Source organism: Klebsiella sp. PCX (assembly GCF_021869705.1).
GTDB classification, from domain to species: Bacteria; Pseudomonadota; Gammaproteobacteria; order Enterobacterales; family Enterobacteriaceae; genus Klebsiella; species Klebsiella quasipneumoniae.
The window spans coordinates 94327-109576 of record NZ_CP091527.1; the positions used below are offsets into that span (position 1 = coordinate 94327).

Genomic DNA, 15250 nt, shown 5'->3' on the forward strand with positions numbered 1-15250 from the left:
TTTGCACTTTGCTCAATCTATACGCAAAGAAGTTTAGATGTCCAGATGTATTGACGTCTATTGTGACAATGATTACTCTGGAGCCTGACTTTTCACCGATTCAGCCCAGGAACTTCCCAACATGACGCGTAAACAGGCCACCATCGCAGTGCGTAGCGGTTTAAATGACGACGAGCAGTACGGTTGCGTTGTCCCGCCGATCCACCTCTCCAGTACCTATAACTTCACCGACTTTAATGAACCTCGCGCTCACGACTACTCCCGCCGCGGCAACCCGACGCGTGATGTGGTGCAGCGTGCCTTAGCGGAGCTGGAGGGCGGCGCTGGCGCGGTGCTGACCAATACCGGTATGTCGGCGATCCTGCTGGTGACGACGGTGTTCCTTAAGCCTGGCGATCTGCTGGTGGCGCCGCATGACTGCTACGGCGGCAGCTACCGTCTGTTCGATAGCCTGGCGAAGCGCGGCTGCTATCGCGTTCAGTTCGTCGATCAAAACGATGAGCAGGCGCTGCGGGCGGCGTTGGCGGAAAAACCGAAGCTGGTGCTGGTCGAAAGCCCAAGTAATCCATTGCTGCGGGTAGTGGATATTGCGAAAATCTGTGGTCTGGCGCGCGAAGCCGGGGCGATCAGCGTGGTCGATAACACCTTCCTGAGTCCGGCGCTGCAAAACCCGCTGGCGCTGGGCGCCGATCTGGTGTTGCACTCCTGTACTAAATACCTTAATGGTCACTCTGATGTGGTGGCCGGGGTGGTGATTGCCAACGATCCGGCGACTGTCACCGAACTGGCATGGTGGGCGAATAATATTGGCGTCACCGGCAGCGCCTTCGACAGCTATCTGCTGTTGCGCGGGCTGCGGACGCTTTCTCCACGCATGGAAGTGGCGCAGCGTAATGCCCTGGCGATTGTCGAGTATCTGAAAACCCAGCCACTGGTGAAAAAGCTGTATCATCCGTCGCTGCCGGAAAACCAGGGGCATGAAATTGCGGCGCGTCAGCAAAAAGGTTTTGGCGCAATGTTAAGCTTCGAGCTGGACGGTGACGAGCAGACGCTGCGCCGTTTCCTGAGCGGGCTGTCGCTGTTTACACTGGCGGAATCGCTGGGGGGCGTTGAAAGCCTGATTTCCCATGCGGCAACGATGACGCATGCCGGCATGGCGCCTGAAGCGCGTGCCGCCGCCGGAATTTCAGAAACGCTCCTGCGTATTTCGACCGGTATTGAAGATGGTGAAGATTTAATTGCCGACCTGGAAAATGGCTTCCGGGCAGCAAACGAGGAATAAAGATGAGTGTGATTGCGCAGGCAGGGGCGAAGGGTCGTCAGCTGCACAAATTTGGTGGGAGTAGTTTAGCGGATGCGAAATGTTACCTGCGCGTCGCGGGGATCATGAAGGAGTATTCGCAGGCGGGGGACATGATGGTCGTCTCCGCCGCTGGCAGCACCACCAACCAGCTGATCAGCTGGCTTAAGCTTAGCCAGAGCGATCGCCTTGCTGCGCATCAGGTTCAGCAGTCGCTTCGCCGCTATCACACCGAGCTGATTGGCGGTCTGGTGGAGCCTGCGGCGGCGGATACGCTGATAGCCGCCTTTATCCACGACCTTGAGCGTCTGGCTGGTCTGCTGGACGGCGGGGTTTCCGAAGCGGTCTATGCGGAAGTGGTCGGCCATGGGGAAGTGTGGTCCGCGCGCCTGATGGCGGCGGTTCTCAACCAGCTGGGAATGGAAGCCGCCTGGCTTGACGCGCGCGCGTTCCTGCGCGCGGAACGTGCCGCGCAGCCGCAGGTGGATGAAGGATTATCCTATCCACTGCTGCAGCAGCTGATGGCGCAGCATCCTAACAAACGTCTGGTGGTGACCGGCTTTATCTCCCGCAACCAGGCCGGTGAAACCGTCCTGCTGGGCCGTAACGGGTCTGACTACTCTGCCACCCAGATCGGCGCGCTGGCGGGCGCCTCCCGAGTCACTATCTGGAGCGACGTCGCCGGGGTGTACAGCGCGGATCCGCGCAAGGTGAAAGACGCCTGTCTGCTGCCGCTGCTGCGTCTGGACGAAGCCAGCGAGTTGGCGCGTCTGGCCGCGCCGGTGCTCCATGCCCGCACGCTACAGCCGGTTTCCGCCAGCGATATCGATCTGCAGTTACGCTGCAGCTATACGCCGGAACAGGGTTCCACGCGCATTGAGCGCGTACTGGCCTCCGGTACTGGCGCCCGGATTGTCACCAGCCATGACGACGTCTGCCTGGTGGAGTTCCAGGTGCCGGCCGGTCACGATTTCAAACTGGCGCATAAAGAGCTGGACGCCCTGCTCAAACGCGCCCAGCTGCGCCCGTTAGCCGTTGGCGTCCATGCCGACCGCAAGCTGCTGCAGTTTTGCTATACCTCCGAGGTGGCCGACAGCGCGCTGAAGCTGCTCGATGAAGCAGGTCTGCCGGGCGAGCTGCGTCTGCGTCAGAAGCTGGCGCTGGTGGCGATGGTGGGCGCTGGCGTCACCCGTAACCCCCTGCACTGCCACCGTTTCTGGCAGCAGCTGAAAGGGCAGCCAGTGGAGTTCACCTGGCAGTCGGAAGAAGGAATCAGCCTGGTGGCCGTACTGCGCGCCGGGCCGACGGAAAGCCTGATCCAGGGGCTGCACCAGTCCTTGTTTCGTGCCGAAAAGCGTATTGGCCTGATGCTGTTCGGCAAAGGAAACATCGGTTCCCGCTGGCTGGAGCTGTTCGCCCGTGAACAAACCACGCTCTCGGCGCGCACCGGCTTTGAGTTTGTTCTCGCCGGCGTGGTCGACAGTAAACGCAGTCTGCTGAACTATGACGGGCTGGACGCCAGCCGGGCGCTAGCTTTCTTCAACGATGAAGCGGTGGAGCAGGATGAAGAGTCGCTGTTCCTGTGGATGCGCGCGCACCCGTACGATGATTTAGTGGTGCTGGACGTCACCGCCAGCGAACAGCTGGCCGACCAGTATCTTGATTTCGCCAGCCATGGCTTCCACGTGATCAGCGCCAACAAGCTGGCGGGGGCCAGCAGCAGCGATAAGTATCGCCAGATCCACGACGCGTTTGAGAAGACGGGGCGCCACTGGCTGTATAACGCCACCGTGGGCGCCGGCTTGCCGGTGAACCATACGGTGCGCGACCTGATCGACAGCGGCGATACCATCCTCGGCCTGAGCGGTATCTTCTCGGGAACGCTCTCCTGGCTGTTCCTGCAGTTCGATGGCACCGTGCCGTTCACCGACCTGGTGGATCAGGCGTGGCAGCAGGGGCTGACCGAGCCGGATCCGCGCGTCGATCTGTCCGGTAAAGATGTGATGCGCAAGCTGGTGATCCTCGCGCGGGAAGCGGGCTATGACATCGAACCGGATCAGGTGCGCGTGGAATCACTGGTCCCGGCGCACTGTGAAGAGGGTTCGGTTGATCACTTCTTTGAGAATGGCGAAGAGCTGAACGAGCAGATGCTGCAGCGCCTGGAGGCGGCCCGCGAGATGGGGCTGGTGCTCCGCTACGTGGCGCGCTTTGATGCCAACGGCAAAGCTCGCGTCGGCGTGGAAGCGGTACGCGAAGAGCACCCGCTGGCGGCGCTGCTGCCGTGCGATAACGTGTTTGCTATCGAAAGCCGCTGGTATCGTGATAATCCGTTGGTGATCCGCGGGCCCGGCGCCGGGCGTGACGTGACCGCCGGGGCGATCCAGTCGGATATTAACCGTCTGGCGCAGCTACTGTAATCCCGAGAAAAAGACCAGGCCAGGCCTGGTCTTTTTTGTTAGTGCGCCGCAAAAACCGCTTTAGCGGCAAACAGGCCGTTTAGCGCCGCCGGGAATCCGGCGTAGACCGCCATCTGCATGATCACTTCCGTAATTTCCTCTTGCGTCAGACCAACATTTAATCCCGCGGCAATATGCACTTTCAGCTGCGGCTCGGCGTTACCCAGCGCGGTGAGCGCGGCGATGGTGGCGATTTCCCGGCTGCGCAAATCAAGCCCTGGCCGGGCGTAAATATCGCCGAAGGGGAACTCAATCAGATAGCGGGCGAAGTCGGGGGCGATATCCCGCAGGCTGTCGACGACGGCTTCCCCGCCGTGACCGTCCACGCGCTGAAGCATTTCCTGACCGGTGATATAACGTTCGCTGGACATCGTTTTTTCCTCTCTGTGATGAAGCGTTGAGAGGAAGGGTAGGGAAGTTTGCCGGACTTGAGTAATACCCTTTTCGTGATACCTTTTCAGTATGACAACTTCGCGATTGCATTCTCTCGATATCCGCCTGCTGCGCGCCTTTGCGGTGGTGGCGGAGGAAAATAACATCAGCCGGGCGGCGCAGCGGTTATTTATCTCGCAGCCGCCGCTGAGTCGCCATATGCGCCATCTGGAAGCGCAGCTGGGGGTGACGCTGTTTCAGCGCCATAGCAAAGGCCTGATCCTTACCGACGCGGGCAGAGAGGTGCTGGCAATGATTCGGCCCATGCTGGCGCTCCAGGAACGCACGCTGGCGGCATTGAGTGAGCTCTCCGTTCACTCACCGCCGTCTCTGCGTCTGGGCGTGACGACCGCCTTCGAACAAGGCATTTTCGCCGCTGTTGAATCTGCGCTGAGCGAACATACCCGCGCGTTGCATATCACCCGCCACGCTTCACCGGCGCTGGCTCAGCAGGTGCGCAAAGGCAAACTCGATGCAGCGCTGGTTGCGCTGCCGCTCAATACTGAAGGGCTGCACCTGCACCCATTGCCGTATCAGGAGCCGCTTATCGCGGCAGTGCCAACCTCCTGGCCGGAAGCCGCCACATCAGCGTTAACGCTAAGCGCGCTCAATCACCGGCCGCTGTTCTGGTTTAAACGTGAGCGTAACCCCGATTTCTTTGACTATACGCGACGCATTTTCGACCGGGCTGGCTATACCCCCGCTTATGTGGAAGAGCCTGCCGAACATGATGTGCTGCTGGCGCGAATTGCGCGTGGGGAAGGCATGATCCTCCTGCCGGCGTCCTTTTCCGCAATCCAGCGTCAGGGGGTGGTGTTCTGTCCTGTCGCTGAAGGCGACAGCATGCCGTTAAGCCTTGGGGTGATCTATGCGCCTCACCAGGCAGGAGCCGTGCGGCAATGGCTCTCACTGCTGGATGAGCACCTGACGACTGGCTCGTCCCATGCTGAATATCGTTCTACCCCATGTTGACCGCAGAGCGGGCTCTTTCGGCTGGCAAAGCGCCGGTAGATGAATTTTTTTCATATTGGCCGCCTTTTCCTCACTCTTTACGCAGATTTTTCTATTGACGCCCGCGCGCTTTTCCGTCATTTTTACATCTGGACGTCTAAACGTATAGAAGTTCGCAATACAACAGCCATTACATGCGATTGATGAGGTAAGGTATGAGCTTTTTTCACGCCAATCAGCGGGAAGCCCTGAATCAGAGCCTGGCGGAAGTCCAGGGCCAGATTAATGTGTCCTTTGAATTCTTTCCGCCGCGCACCAGTGAAATGGAGCAAACCCTGTGGAAATCCATCGATCGCCTGAGCAGTCTGAAACCGAAGTTTGTCTCGGTGACCTATGGCGCGAACTCCGGCGAGCGCGATCGCACCCACAGCATCATCAAGGGCATTAAAGAGCGAACCGGTCTGGAAGCGGCGCCGCACCTGACCTGTATCGATGCGACTCGCGATGAGCTGCGCACTATCGCCCAGGATTACTGGAACAACGGCATCCGCCATATCGTCGCGCTGCGCGGCGACCTGCCGCCGGGCAGCGGTAAACCGGAGATGTATGCCGCCGATCTGGTCAGCCTGCTGAAAGAGGTGGGGGATTTCGATATCTCTGTTGCCGCGTATCCGGAAGTGCATCCGGAAGCGAAAAGCGCGCAGGCGGATTTACTCAACCTGAAACGCAAAGTCGAGGCAGGCGCCAACCGCGCGATCACCCAGTTCTTCTTCGATGTGGAAAGCTACCTGCGTTTTCGCGATCGCTGCGTCTCAGCGGGCATCGACGTGGAAATTATTCCGGGTATCCTGCCGGTATCCAACTTTAAACAGGCGAAAAAGTTTGCGGATATGACCAACGTTCGTATCCCGGTGTGGATGTCGAAAATGTTCGAAGGTCTCGATAACGATGCCGAAACCCGTCAGCTGGTGGGGGCTAACATCGCTATGGACATGGTGAAGATTTTAAGTCGGGAAGGGGTAAAAGATTTCCACTTCTACACCCTGAACCGCGCCGAAATGAGCTACGCCATCTGCCATACGCTGGGCGTGCGTCCGGCCTGAGTGCTTGCCGTTTCCGCCGCCAGTGGGCGACACGTCCGGCAGATAAACATAAAAAACACCCGGCTGACGCCGGGTGTTTTGTTTTGCTCTGGATTATTCCCATTCCTGCAGGAAGCGCTGGCCATATTGGTCGGCGACCAGCAGCGCGGCGTAGACCTGGTCGGAGTTAACCCCGCCCGGCATATTGTGAATGGTTTCGCCTTCAGCGCAGGCGGCTTCCGCCACCAGGCGCATCTTGGTCGGGATGTCGCCTTTGATATCCAGCTGCGCCAGGGTGATCGGCAGCCCAACGCTGTGACATAGCGCGGCGACGGTCTCGATCTCTTCCACCGGCGCGTTTTCCAGCACCAGCTGCGTCAGGGTGCCGAACGCCACTTTTTCACCGTGATAATAGTGGTGAGCGTCAGGGATGGCCGTCATGCCGTTATGAATTGCGTGGGCTGCCGCCAGGCCACCGCTTTCAAAACCGACGCCGCTCAGATAGGTGTTGGCTTCCACCACCCGCTCCAGCGCCGGAGTGACCACGTGCTGTTCGGCGGCCAGCATCGCTTTTTCACCCTCTTCGAGTAAGGTGTTGTAGCACAGCTCGGCCAGCGCCAGCGCCGCCTGGGTGCATTTCCCGCCCGCCATGGTGGTGGCGCCGCTGCGTGAGCAGGCGCGGGCTTCGAACCAGGTGGCCAGCGCATCGCCAATTCCGGCTGCCAGCAGGCGAGCCGGCGCGCCGGCAACGATCTGCGTATCGACAATGACCATGTTAGGGTTATGCGGTAGCATCAGATAGCTGTCGAACTCCCCTTCGTCGGTGTAAATCACCGACAGCGCGCTGCACGGCGCATCGGTGGAGGCGATGGTAGGGGCGATCGCCACCGGCACCTTCATAAAATGGGCCAGCGCTTTCGCGGTATCCAGGGTTTTACCACCGCCGATCCCCAGCACGGCGGTGCATTTCGCACTGCCGGCGATATCGCGCAGGCGATTGATTTCATTATGCGAACATTCACCGCCAAACGGCGCGATTTCCGCCGCCAGGCCGGCATCGGCCAGGCTTTTGCGTAGCATCTCTTCCGCGAATCCCAGCACGAATTTATCGCCAACGACCAGCCAGCGTTCGGCCAGCGGTTTCAGGTAGTCGCCAAGGCGCTTGATGGCGCCTGCGCCCTGAATGTATTTGCCTGGTGATTGAATAATGCGATCCATTACGATTCCTCCTCGATGACCGTGATGCCGCCCGCAGGCGGCGCGCGGGTCCGGTTACAGGTTCAGCGTGCCAAAGGCGTTATTCCAGTCCTGTTCAAACTTCTCTATGGCTGACTCTACCGCAGGGGTGCCGAGCATTTGTTGCGCTACATCTAGTGGAAGGGTGATGGCTTCGCAGCCAGCCAGCAGGCAATCCAGCGCCTGACGGGGCGTTTTGAAGCTCGCCGCCAGCACTTTGCTTTCGGGCGCATGCATTTCCAGCAGGGATTGCAGCTCCTGCACCATGCGGATGCCGTCCCCGCCCTGAGCGTCGACGCGGTTAACGTAAGGCGCGACGTACTTTGCGCCGGCCAGCGCGGCCAGCAGACCCTGTGAGGCGCTGTAGACGGCGGTGCCAAGGGTTGGGATGCCTTCCTTCTTCAGCAGCTTGATAGCGGCGAGGCCTTCGGCGGTGACCGGGATTTTGACCACGATGCGCGGCACGGCGTTGCTCAGGCGTTTGGCTTCTGCCACCATGCCCTGCGCATCGCGGCTCATGGTCTGCGCAAACAGAATCCCTTCCGGGCCAACGGCTTTTTGCAAGCGCGGCAGTACATCCCAGACCGGTGTTTTTCCGGCGGCGATAATGCTCGGGTTGGTGGTCACCCCGGCCAGCGGGTAGATGCGGGCCAGGCGTTCCACTTCGGCGACGTTGGCGGTATCCAGATAGAGTTCCATAGTGTTTTCCTCAATGCTTAATTCGGTGCTGTCGTTGAGGTAAGCATACGGCTTTCGTTTGAAGGATCGCCAGATGACAAATTTGCCAAAAACTGGATAAATGTACGCATCGCGATTAAGGATGATTTAGATCACATTTATCGACGCTGCCTGGGATGAGAGGAAACTATAGCGCGCACAAAAGTCAGGTTTAACACACAAAAATCTAGTTTTTTACCGGGGATGATTTTTCCGTCAGCTGGCTATGGTACTGGCGGCGGTATTCAGACGGCGAGCGTTCCGTGGTTTTGCGGAACAGGCGGCAGAAGTAGTTACTGTCGGCGAAGCCGCAGGCGTGGGCGATGTCTTTCACTTTCATATCGTGGCCCTTCAGCAGCATACGGGCCTGTTCGAGACGAATGTGGTTCAGATATTCATTGAAGCCCATTGGCCCACATTTCTGGAACAGATGAGAAAGATAGTTAGGAGAGAGATAGAACGCCTGGGCGACCGATTCCCGGCTCAGCGGCTCCGGGTAATGGACCTCGATGTACTGACGGATTGCCTCGAACAGCGCCTGGCTGCGCGAGGAGGTTTGCGCCTGGCTGCCGAGAAGATCATGGCAGTGGCTGAGCAGGCTGATGACGATGCTGCGGGCGGTTTGCTGCTCCTGCGGCTGCATCCGGATCTCGTTGAGCGCCTGCAGCAGAAAGGAACCGACGCGCGGCCCGCGACGCAGCGCCTGTAGTTTTTCAACAACGGCGATCGTCTTGCCATTCCAGCGCTGCAGCGAGCACTCCAGCTGCTGCTTAGCGAACAGGATGCTTAACAGCAGGCAGGGCGCCTGCCACTGTGGGCAGTTCCAGCTATCGCCAGGAATATAGAGCACGTCATGGGTCTCCAGGGGCGGGGCGGTATCGCCGAGCGCCTGGTCGCGCAATTGCCCATCGAGGAGGATATTCAGACGGGGAAAATCAACCTGCACCACCGGTTCAGCAGGCGAGCGCGTCTCGCCGGCGAAATAAACCCGGCCGAGGCTGGTCTGCTTTTTTAGCAATGCATCAATAAGTTGATTGATATCGTTGTCCATCATTGTTCCGCCCCGTGCATCACCCTTTTCATCATACCGGACATTATTCCAGCGGTAAAAGCGCCAGCTTGTCGCTATTGCTTCTTATTTGAGTTATGTTATATCGTAACAATTTGTCGCCATTGATAGCAAATTCAGGAGAGAGTAATGACCAGAAAGATCCCCCTGCTGGCCTTGGGACTCGGCATGGCGCTCGCCAGCGCCCAGGCGTTCGCCCACGGCAACCATAGCCATGGGCCGGCGCTAACCGAAGTGGAGCGTCAGGCCAGCGAAGGCATTTTTGCGGATAAAGATGTGCAGGACCGCGCGCTGAGCGACTGGGAGGGCGTCTGGCAGTCGGTGAACCCATATCTGCTCAACGGCGATCTCGATCCGGTGCTGGAGCAGAAGGCGAAAAAGCCCGGCGGCAAGAGCGTGGAGGAGTATCGCGCCTATTATAAGAAGGGCTACGCCACCGATGTGGAACAGATTGGCATTGAAGATGACGTGATTGAGTTCCACGTCGGCGAGACCGTCAACAGCTGCAAATACCGCTATTCAGGCTACAAAATTCTGCATTACGCCTCCGGTAAGAAGGGCGTACGTTATCTGTTCGAGTGCCAGCAGGGCGATGCCAACGCGCCAAAATATGTCCAGTTCAGCGACCATATCATTGGTCCGCGTAAATCGCAGCATTTCCATATTTTCATGGGCAATGAATCACAGGAAGCGTTGTTGAAAGAGATGGATAACTGGCCGACCTATTATCCGTATGCGCTGCATAAAGAACAGATCGTTGATGAGATGTTGCACCACTAGAACGGGTGAGAAATCCCCCGGCCGGGTGGCCGGGGGAAGACATCGATTAGCCGGTGTTACGCATACCGGCGGCGACGCCGGCGATGGTGACCATCAGCGCTTGTTCAACGCGCGGATCCGGGTCTTTGCCCTCTTCTTCAGCCTGGCGTGAACGGTGCAGCAGTTCCGCCTGCAGGACGTTCAGCGGGTCGGTATAGATATTACGCAGCTGGATAGACTCGGCGATCCACGGCAGGTCAGCCATCAGATGGGAGTCGTTGGCGATGGCCAGCACGACGTTGATATCGGCAGCCAGCAGCTTGCGCAGCTCGGTACCCAGCGCCCACAGCTCCGGTTTCACCAGGCGCTGATCGTAATACTCCGCCAGCCACAGGTCGGCCTTCGAGTAAACCATCTCCAGCATGCCGAGGCGGGTGGAGAAGAACGGCCAGTCGCGACACATCGCTTCCAGTTCACTCTGTTTTCCGCCTTCGACTACCTTCTGCAGCGCAGCGCCAGCGCCCAGCCAGGCCGGAAGCATCAGGCGGTTCTGGGTCCAGGCGAAGATCCACGGAATGGCGCGCAGCGACTCGACGCCGCCGGTCGGGCGACGTTTTGCCGGACGCGAACCCAGCGGCAGTTTGCCCAACTCCTGCTCCGGAGTGGCGGAGCGGAAGTAAGGTACGAAATCTTTGTTTTCACGCACATAGCCGCGATACATCTTGCACGACACGTCGGACAGCTCGGCCATGATGTCGCGCCACTGCGGTTTGGGTTCCGGCGGCGGCAGCAGGTTGGCTTCGAGGATCGCGCTGGTATAGAGCGACAGGCTGCTGATGGTGACTTCCGGTAGGCCGTACTTAAAGCGGATCATCTCACCCTGCTCGGTAACGCGCAGGCCGCCTTTCAGGCTTCCCGGCGGCTGTGAGAGGAGCGCGGCGTGGGCCGGCGCGCCGCCGCGGCCAATGGAGCCACCGCGACCGTGGAACAGCGTCAGTTCGATCCCGGCTTTCTCACAGGTTTTGATCAACGCATCCTGCGCCTGGTACTGCGCCCAGGAGGCGGCCATCACCCCTGCGTCTTTCGCGGAATCAGAGTAGCCGATCATGACCATCTGTTTGCCCTGGATAAAGCCGCGGTACCAGTCGATATTCAGCAACTGGGTCATGACGTCGTTGGCGTTGTTCAGGTCGTCCAGCGTTTCGAACAGCGGAGCCACCGGCAGGGCGAATCCAATCCCGGCCTCTTTCAGCAGCAGGTGAACCGCCAGCACGTCGGACGGCGTTTTGGCCATCGAGATCACGTAGGCGGCGATCGATCCGCGCGGCGCCTCGGCGATCACTCTGCAGGTGTCGAGAACTTCGCGGGTCTCTTCGCTGGGCTCCCACTGGCGCGGCAGCAGCGGACGTTTGGAATTCAGTTCGCGGATCAGGAAAGCCTGTTTGTCGGCTTCTGACCAGCTTTCGTAATCGCCGATCCCGAGGTAACGGGTCATTTCGCCCAGCGCTTCGGTATGGCGAGTGCTTTCCTGACGAATATCAATACGCACCAGCGGTACGCCGAAAGACTTCACGCGGCGTAGGGTGTCGAGCAGCTCGCCGTTGGCGATAATACCCATGCCGCAGGCCTGCAGCGATTTATAACAGGCGTACAGCGGCTCCCACAGCTGCTCGTTCTGCGTGATCAGTCCCGCCGGTTTCGGCAGCTTCTGACCTTTCAGGCGCGCTTCCAGCCAGGCCTGGGTTTCCATCAGCTGAGTGCGCAGTTTTTTCATCAAGTAACGGTACGGTTCCTGAGCGCCCTCGGCGCCGGCCAGGGCACGCAATTCGTCGGTACACTCCACCATCGACAGCTCGGAGATCAGCACCTGCACATCTTTAAGGAATAGATCGGTCGCTTTCCAGCGGCTGAGCAGCAGCACGTGGCGGGTGATGTCGGCGGTCACGTTCGGGTTGCCGTCGCGGTCGCCGCCCATCCACGAGGTGAAACGCACCGGGACGAAGTCCACCGGCAGCTGATAGCCAAGGTTGGCTTCCAGCTGTTCGTTCAGCTCGCGCAGGTAGTTAGGCACCCCTTCCCACAGGCTGTTTTCCACCACCGCGAAGCCCCATTTGGCTTCATCGACCGGGGAAGGGCGGTGCTTACGGATTTCATCGGTATGCCAGGACTGGGCGATCAGCTGGCGCAGACGGCGCATCAGCTGGTGGTGCTCGTAGTCCGCGATATCTTTGTTATCCAGCTGCTTGAGGCAGTTGTTCACCTCCACCATTTTATGGATCAGCGTCCGGCGGGTGATCTCGGTCGGGTGGGCGGTTAACACCAGCTCCAGGGAAAGAGATTCCACCGCTTTTTTGATGGTCTCTTCGTTGAGATTGGGTTGGTCTTTGAGCTTTCTCAGGGTACGCGCAATGACTTCCGGATTGCTGGCCGCTTCGCCATTCGGCGAAATGCTGTGGTACTGCTCAGCGGTGTTAGCCAGATTCAGGAACTGGCTGAAGGCACGGGCTACCGGCAGCAGTTCGTCGTTAGACAAATTCTGCAGCGTGGTCAGCAGCTCCTGGCGGTTAGCTTCGTTGCCGGCGCGTGAAGATTTGGACAACTTACGGATAGTTTCGACACGATCAAGAATATTTTCTCCCAGTGCATCCTTGATGGTATCGCCCAGCACCTTGCCGAGCATACTGACATTACTACGCAATGCGGAATATTGTTCGTTCATGTTACCCCAGACACCCCATCTCATTTTATTTTGTTATATCCGCTGCGCTGGAACGTGAGCAACGGATAAGCAACCCGTCTTTTATAAAGCCACGTAAATACCCCCACGTCAATTACTGCGAAATCGCTTCAGCAAACGAGTAAATACCCGTAATTTGCGAAATTTAACTCAGGGGGCGCTGGATAAGCATCGCTTATGGAAATGTGACGATCGTCACCGTTCCGCCCCGGGAGAACGGGGCGGAAAAAGAGGGCGATTTTAGTGCCAGCAGAAGTGGTGGACCACCTGGCTAATTAGCTCCCGCGTCGGTTTGATAAAGCGCGTCTCCAGAAACTCGTCAGGCTGATGGGCCTGGTTGATCGAGCCCGGGCCGAGAACCAGCGTTGGGCACAGCGTCTGGATAAACGGCGCTTCGGTACAGTAGTTCACCACGTCGGTCTGGGCGCCAAGCAGTTTCTCAACCACCTGCACCAGCTTATGGTCCGGTGGGCACTCATAGCCGGGGATCGGCGGATGCAGCTCCGAGACCGTCAGGCGGCCTGGCCAGCGTTCGCTGACCGGGGCCAGCGCCTCGCCCAGCAGACCATTAAGGTCGTTGAGGGTCATCCCCGGCAGCGGGCGGATGTCCATATGCAGTTCACAGCAGGCGCAGATACGGTTTGAGGCATCGCCGCCATGGATGGCGCCGAGGTTGAGGGTCGGGTAAGGGACCGTGAACGCCTCGAAGTGGTAGCGTTCTTTTAGCAGATCGCGCAGCTGCATAATCCGGCCGATGGCGTCGTGCATCAGCTCGATCGCGTTGACCCCGCGCGCCGGATCGCTGGAGTGTCCGGACTGGCCCTGAATACGGATCGCGTTGGACATATGTCCTTTATGGGCGCGGATTGGCTGCAGGGAGGTGGGCTCGCCGATGATGGCGCAGTCCGGGCGCAGCTGGGTGGTTTCGGCAAAATAGCGCGCGCCAGCCATGCTGGTCTCTTCGTCGGCGGTGGCCAGAATATACAGCGGTTTTTTCAGCGTGGTGACGTCGACATCGCGCAGGGCGTCGAGAATAAAGGCGAAAAAGCCTTTCATATCGGCCGTGCCGAGGCCGTAGAGCTTGTTATCGTGTTCGGTGAGGGTGAACGGGTCGCGCGTCCAGCGGCCATCATCGAACGGCACGGTATCGGTATGCCCTGCGAGCAGCAGGCCGCCGGCGCCGTGTCCGGTGCTGGCCAGCAGATTGAATTTATGGCGCGTATCCGGCACTGGCTGTACCTCGACGTTGAAGCCGAGATCGCGGAACCAGCCGGCCAGCAAATTGATTAAAGACTCATTGCTTTGATCGAGAGCCTCTTCGGTCGCGCTGATGGACGGTGTGGCGATCAACGCGCGGTAGATCTCGATAAAGGGCGGTAAATTGTTTTTCATTGTTGACACACCTTGGGTCGTGATAGTATCAATATTCATGCATTTATTGTGAATAAAAATACAATATCGTTGAGCGTAAGAAAACCCATCGAATGTAAGGAGATGCGCTTCCAATGTTAAATACGCTGATTGTGGGTGCCAGTGGTTATGCCGGCGCAGAGCTGGTGACCTATATCAATCGTCATCCGCATATGAACATAACCGCTTTGACGGTCTCCGCGCAAAGCAATGATGCGGGAAAATTAATTTCCGACCTGCATCCGCAGCTCAAAGGCATTGTCGATATGCCGCTGCAGCCGATGTCCGATATCAGCGAATTCAGCGCTGGCGTGGACGTGGTGTTTCTCGCCACCGCGCACGAAGTGAGTCACGATCTGGCGCCGCAGTTCCTTGCCGCCGGCTGCGTGGTGTTCGATCTCTCCGGTGCCTTCCGCGTTAACGATGGGGCGTTCTACGAAAAATATTATGGTTTCACTCATCAGCATCCCGACCTGCTCAAACAGGCGGTGTATGGTCTGGCGGAGTGGAGCGCGGATGCGCTTAAAGAAGCGCAGTTAATCGCGGTGCCTGGCTGCTACCCAACGGCGGCGCAGCTGTCGCTGAAGCCGCTGATCGATGCCGGTCTGCTGGATCTCAACCAGTGGCCAGTGATCAACGCCACCAGCGGGGTGAGCGGCGCGGGACGCAAAGCCGCGATCGGCAACAGCTTCTGTGAAGTCAGCCTGCAGCCGTACGGCATATTTAACCATCGCCATCAGCCGGAGATTGCCAGCCACCTCGGGGCAAAGGTAATTTTTACCCCGCACCTGGGTAATTTTAAGCGCGGCATTCTGGAAACCATTACCTGCCGTCTGAAGCCGGGCGTCGGCCATGCGCAGATCGCGGCGGTTTACCAGCAGGCTTACGCCGATAAACCACTGGTACGTTTATATGATAAAGGCGTGCCCGCTTTGAAAAGCGTCGAAGGCCTGCCATTCTGTGATATCGGTTTTGCCGTGCAGGACGATCATCTCATCGTCGTCGCGGCAGAGGATAACCTGCTGAAAGGCGCCGCAGCGCAGGCGGTGCAGTGTGCGAATATTCGTTTCGGCTTCGCTGAGACGCAGTCTCTTATTTAAG

At 58.7% G+C, this 15250-nt stretch carries 12 protein-coding genes; 6 read left to right on the forward strand and 6 right to left on the reverse strand.

Translation table 11 applies throughout. From position 1 onward, the window contains the following. The first annotated feature begins 121 nt into the window (after positions 1-121). Positions 122-1282, forward strand: coding sequence for a cystathionine gamma-synthase (gene metB, locus GQR96_RS00450; RefSeq protein WP_004203678.1), 1161 nt, complete (start codon positions 122-124; stop codon positions 1280-1282). Positions 1283-1284: 2 nt separating this feature from the next. Next, a complete protein-coding gene (locus GQR96_RS00455; protein ID WP_023291529.1) occupies positions 1285-3717 on the forward strand; it encodes a bifunctional aspartate kinase/homoserine dehydrogenase II in 2433 nt (810 codons plus the stop codon). 38 nt (positions 3718-3755) lie between these two features. Here the strand turns inward: GQR96_RS00455 and GQR96_RS00460 are convergent, their stop codons facing one another. Further along, positions 3756-4127, reverse strand: coding sequence for a carboxymuconolactone decarboxylase family protein (locus tag GQR96_RS00460; RefSeq protein WP_004203680.1), 372 nt, complete (start codon positions 4125-4127; stop codon positions 3756-3758). Positions 4128-4218: 91 nt separating this feature from the next. Here GQR96_RS00460 and GQR96_RS00465 point away from each other — a divergent pair, with 91 nt between their 5' ends. Both GQR96_RS00465 and metF read left to right on the forward strand, forming a co-directional pair. Further along, positions 4219-5160, forward strand: a complete 942-nt coding sequence (locus tag GQR96_RS00465; protein ID WP_065904276.1) for a LysR family transcriptional regulator — start codon at positions 4219-4221, stop codon at positions 5158-5160. Positions 5161-5354: 194 nt separating this feature from the next. After that, a complete protein-coding gene (gene metF, locus GQR96_RS00470) occupies positions 5355-6242 on the forward strand; it encodes a methylenetetrahydrofolate reductase (RefSeq protein WP_004203682.1) in 888 nt (295 codons plus the stop codon). Between the two features lie 93 nt (positions 6243-6335). Here metF and GQR96_RS00475 read toward each other — a convergent pair whose 3' ends face one another. The 3 genes from GQR96_RS00475 to GQR96_RS00485 all read right to left on the reverse strand — a co-directional run bounded on the left by GQR96_RS00475 (position 6336) and on the right by GQR96_RS00485 (position 9303). Beyond that, positions 6336-7439: a bifunctional L-1,2-propanediol dehydrogenase/glycerol dehydrogenase gene (locus tag GQR96_RS00475; RefSeq protein WP_004203683.1), complete on the reverse strand. Its 1104-nt coding sequence runs from the start codon at positions 7437-7439 to the stop codon at positions 6336-6338. Positions 7440-7493: 54 nt separating this feature from the next. After that, a complete protein-coding gene (fsa, locus tag GQR96_RS00480; RefSeq protein WP_048293958.1) occupies positions 7494-8156 on the reverse strand; it encodes a fructose-6-phosphate aldolase in 663 nt (220 codons plus the stop codon). A 205-nt stretch (positions 8157-8361) separates the two neighbouring features. After that, positions 8362-9303 (reverse strand): AraC family transcriptional regulator, encoded by a 942-nt coding sequence (locus tag GQR96_RS00485; RefSeq protein WP_227524530.1) that lies wholly within the window; start codon positions 9301-9303, stop codon positions 8362-8364. A 69-nt stretch (positions 9304-9372) separates the two neighbouring features. Between GQR96_RS00485 and zinT the strand changes: the two genes are divergently transcribed. Then, positions 9373-10023 carry a metal-binding protein ZinT gene (zinT, locus tag GQR96_RS00490; protein ID WP_004203686.1) on the forward strand — a complete coding sequence of 217 codons (651 nt, stop codon included), beginning with the start codon at positions 9373-9375 and terminating at the stop codon, positions 10021-10023. A gap of 46 nt (positions 10024-10069) precedes the next feature. Here zinT and ppc read toward each other — a convergent pair whose 3' ends face one another. Together ppc and argE are read right to left on the reverse strand one after the other, a co-directional pair. Continuing rightward, positions 10070-12721, reverse strand: a complete 2652-nt coding sequence (gene ppc / locus GQR96_RS00495) for a phosphoenolpyruvate carboxylase (RefSeq protein WP_017899812.1) — start codon at positions 12719-12721, stop codon at positions 10070-10072. A 258-nt stretch (positions 12722-12979) separates the two neighbouring features. Continuing rightward, complete coding sequence (gene argE, locus GQR96_RS00500; RefSeq protein WP_004203688.1) at positions 12980-14131, reverse strand: acetylornithine deacetylase; 1152 nt, start codon at positions 14129-14131, stop codon at positions 12980-12982. A gap of 113 nt (positions 14132-14244) precedes the next feature. Here argE and argC point away from each other — a divergent pair, with 113 nt between their 5' ends. After that, entirely contained in the window at positions 14245-15249 is a 1005-nt protein-coding gene (argC, locus tag GQR96_RS00505) for an N-acetyl-gamma-glutamyl-phosphate reductase (protein WP_048293960.1), read from the forward strand. Position 15250: the final 1 nt, after the last annotated feature.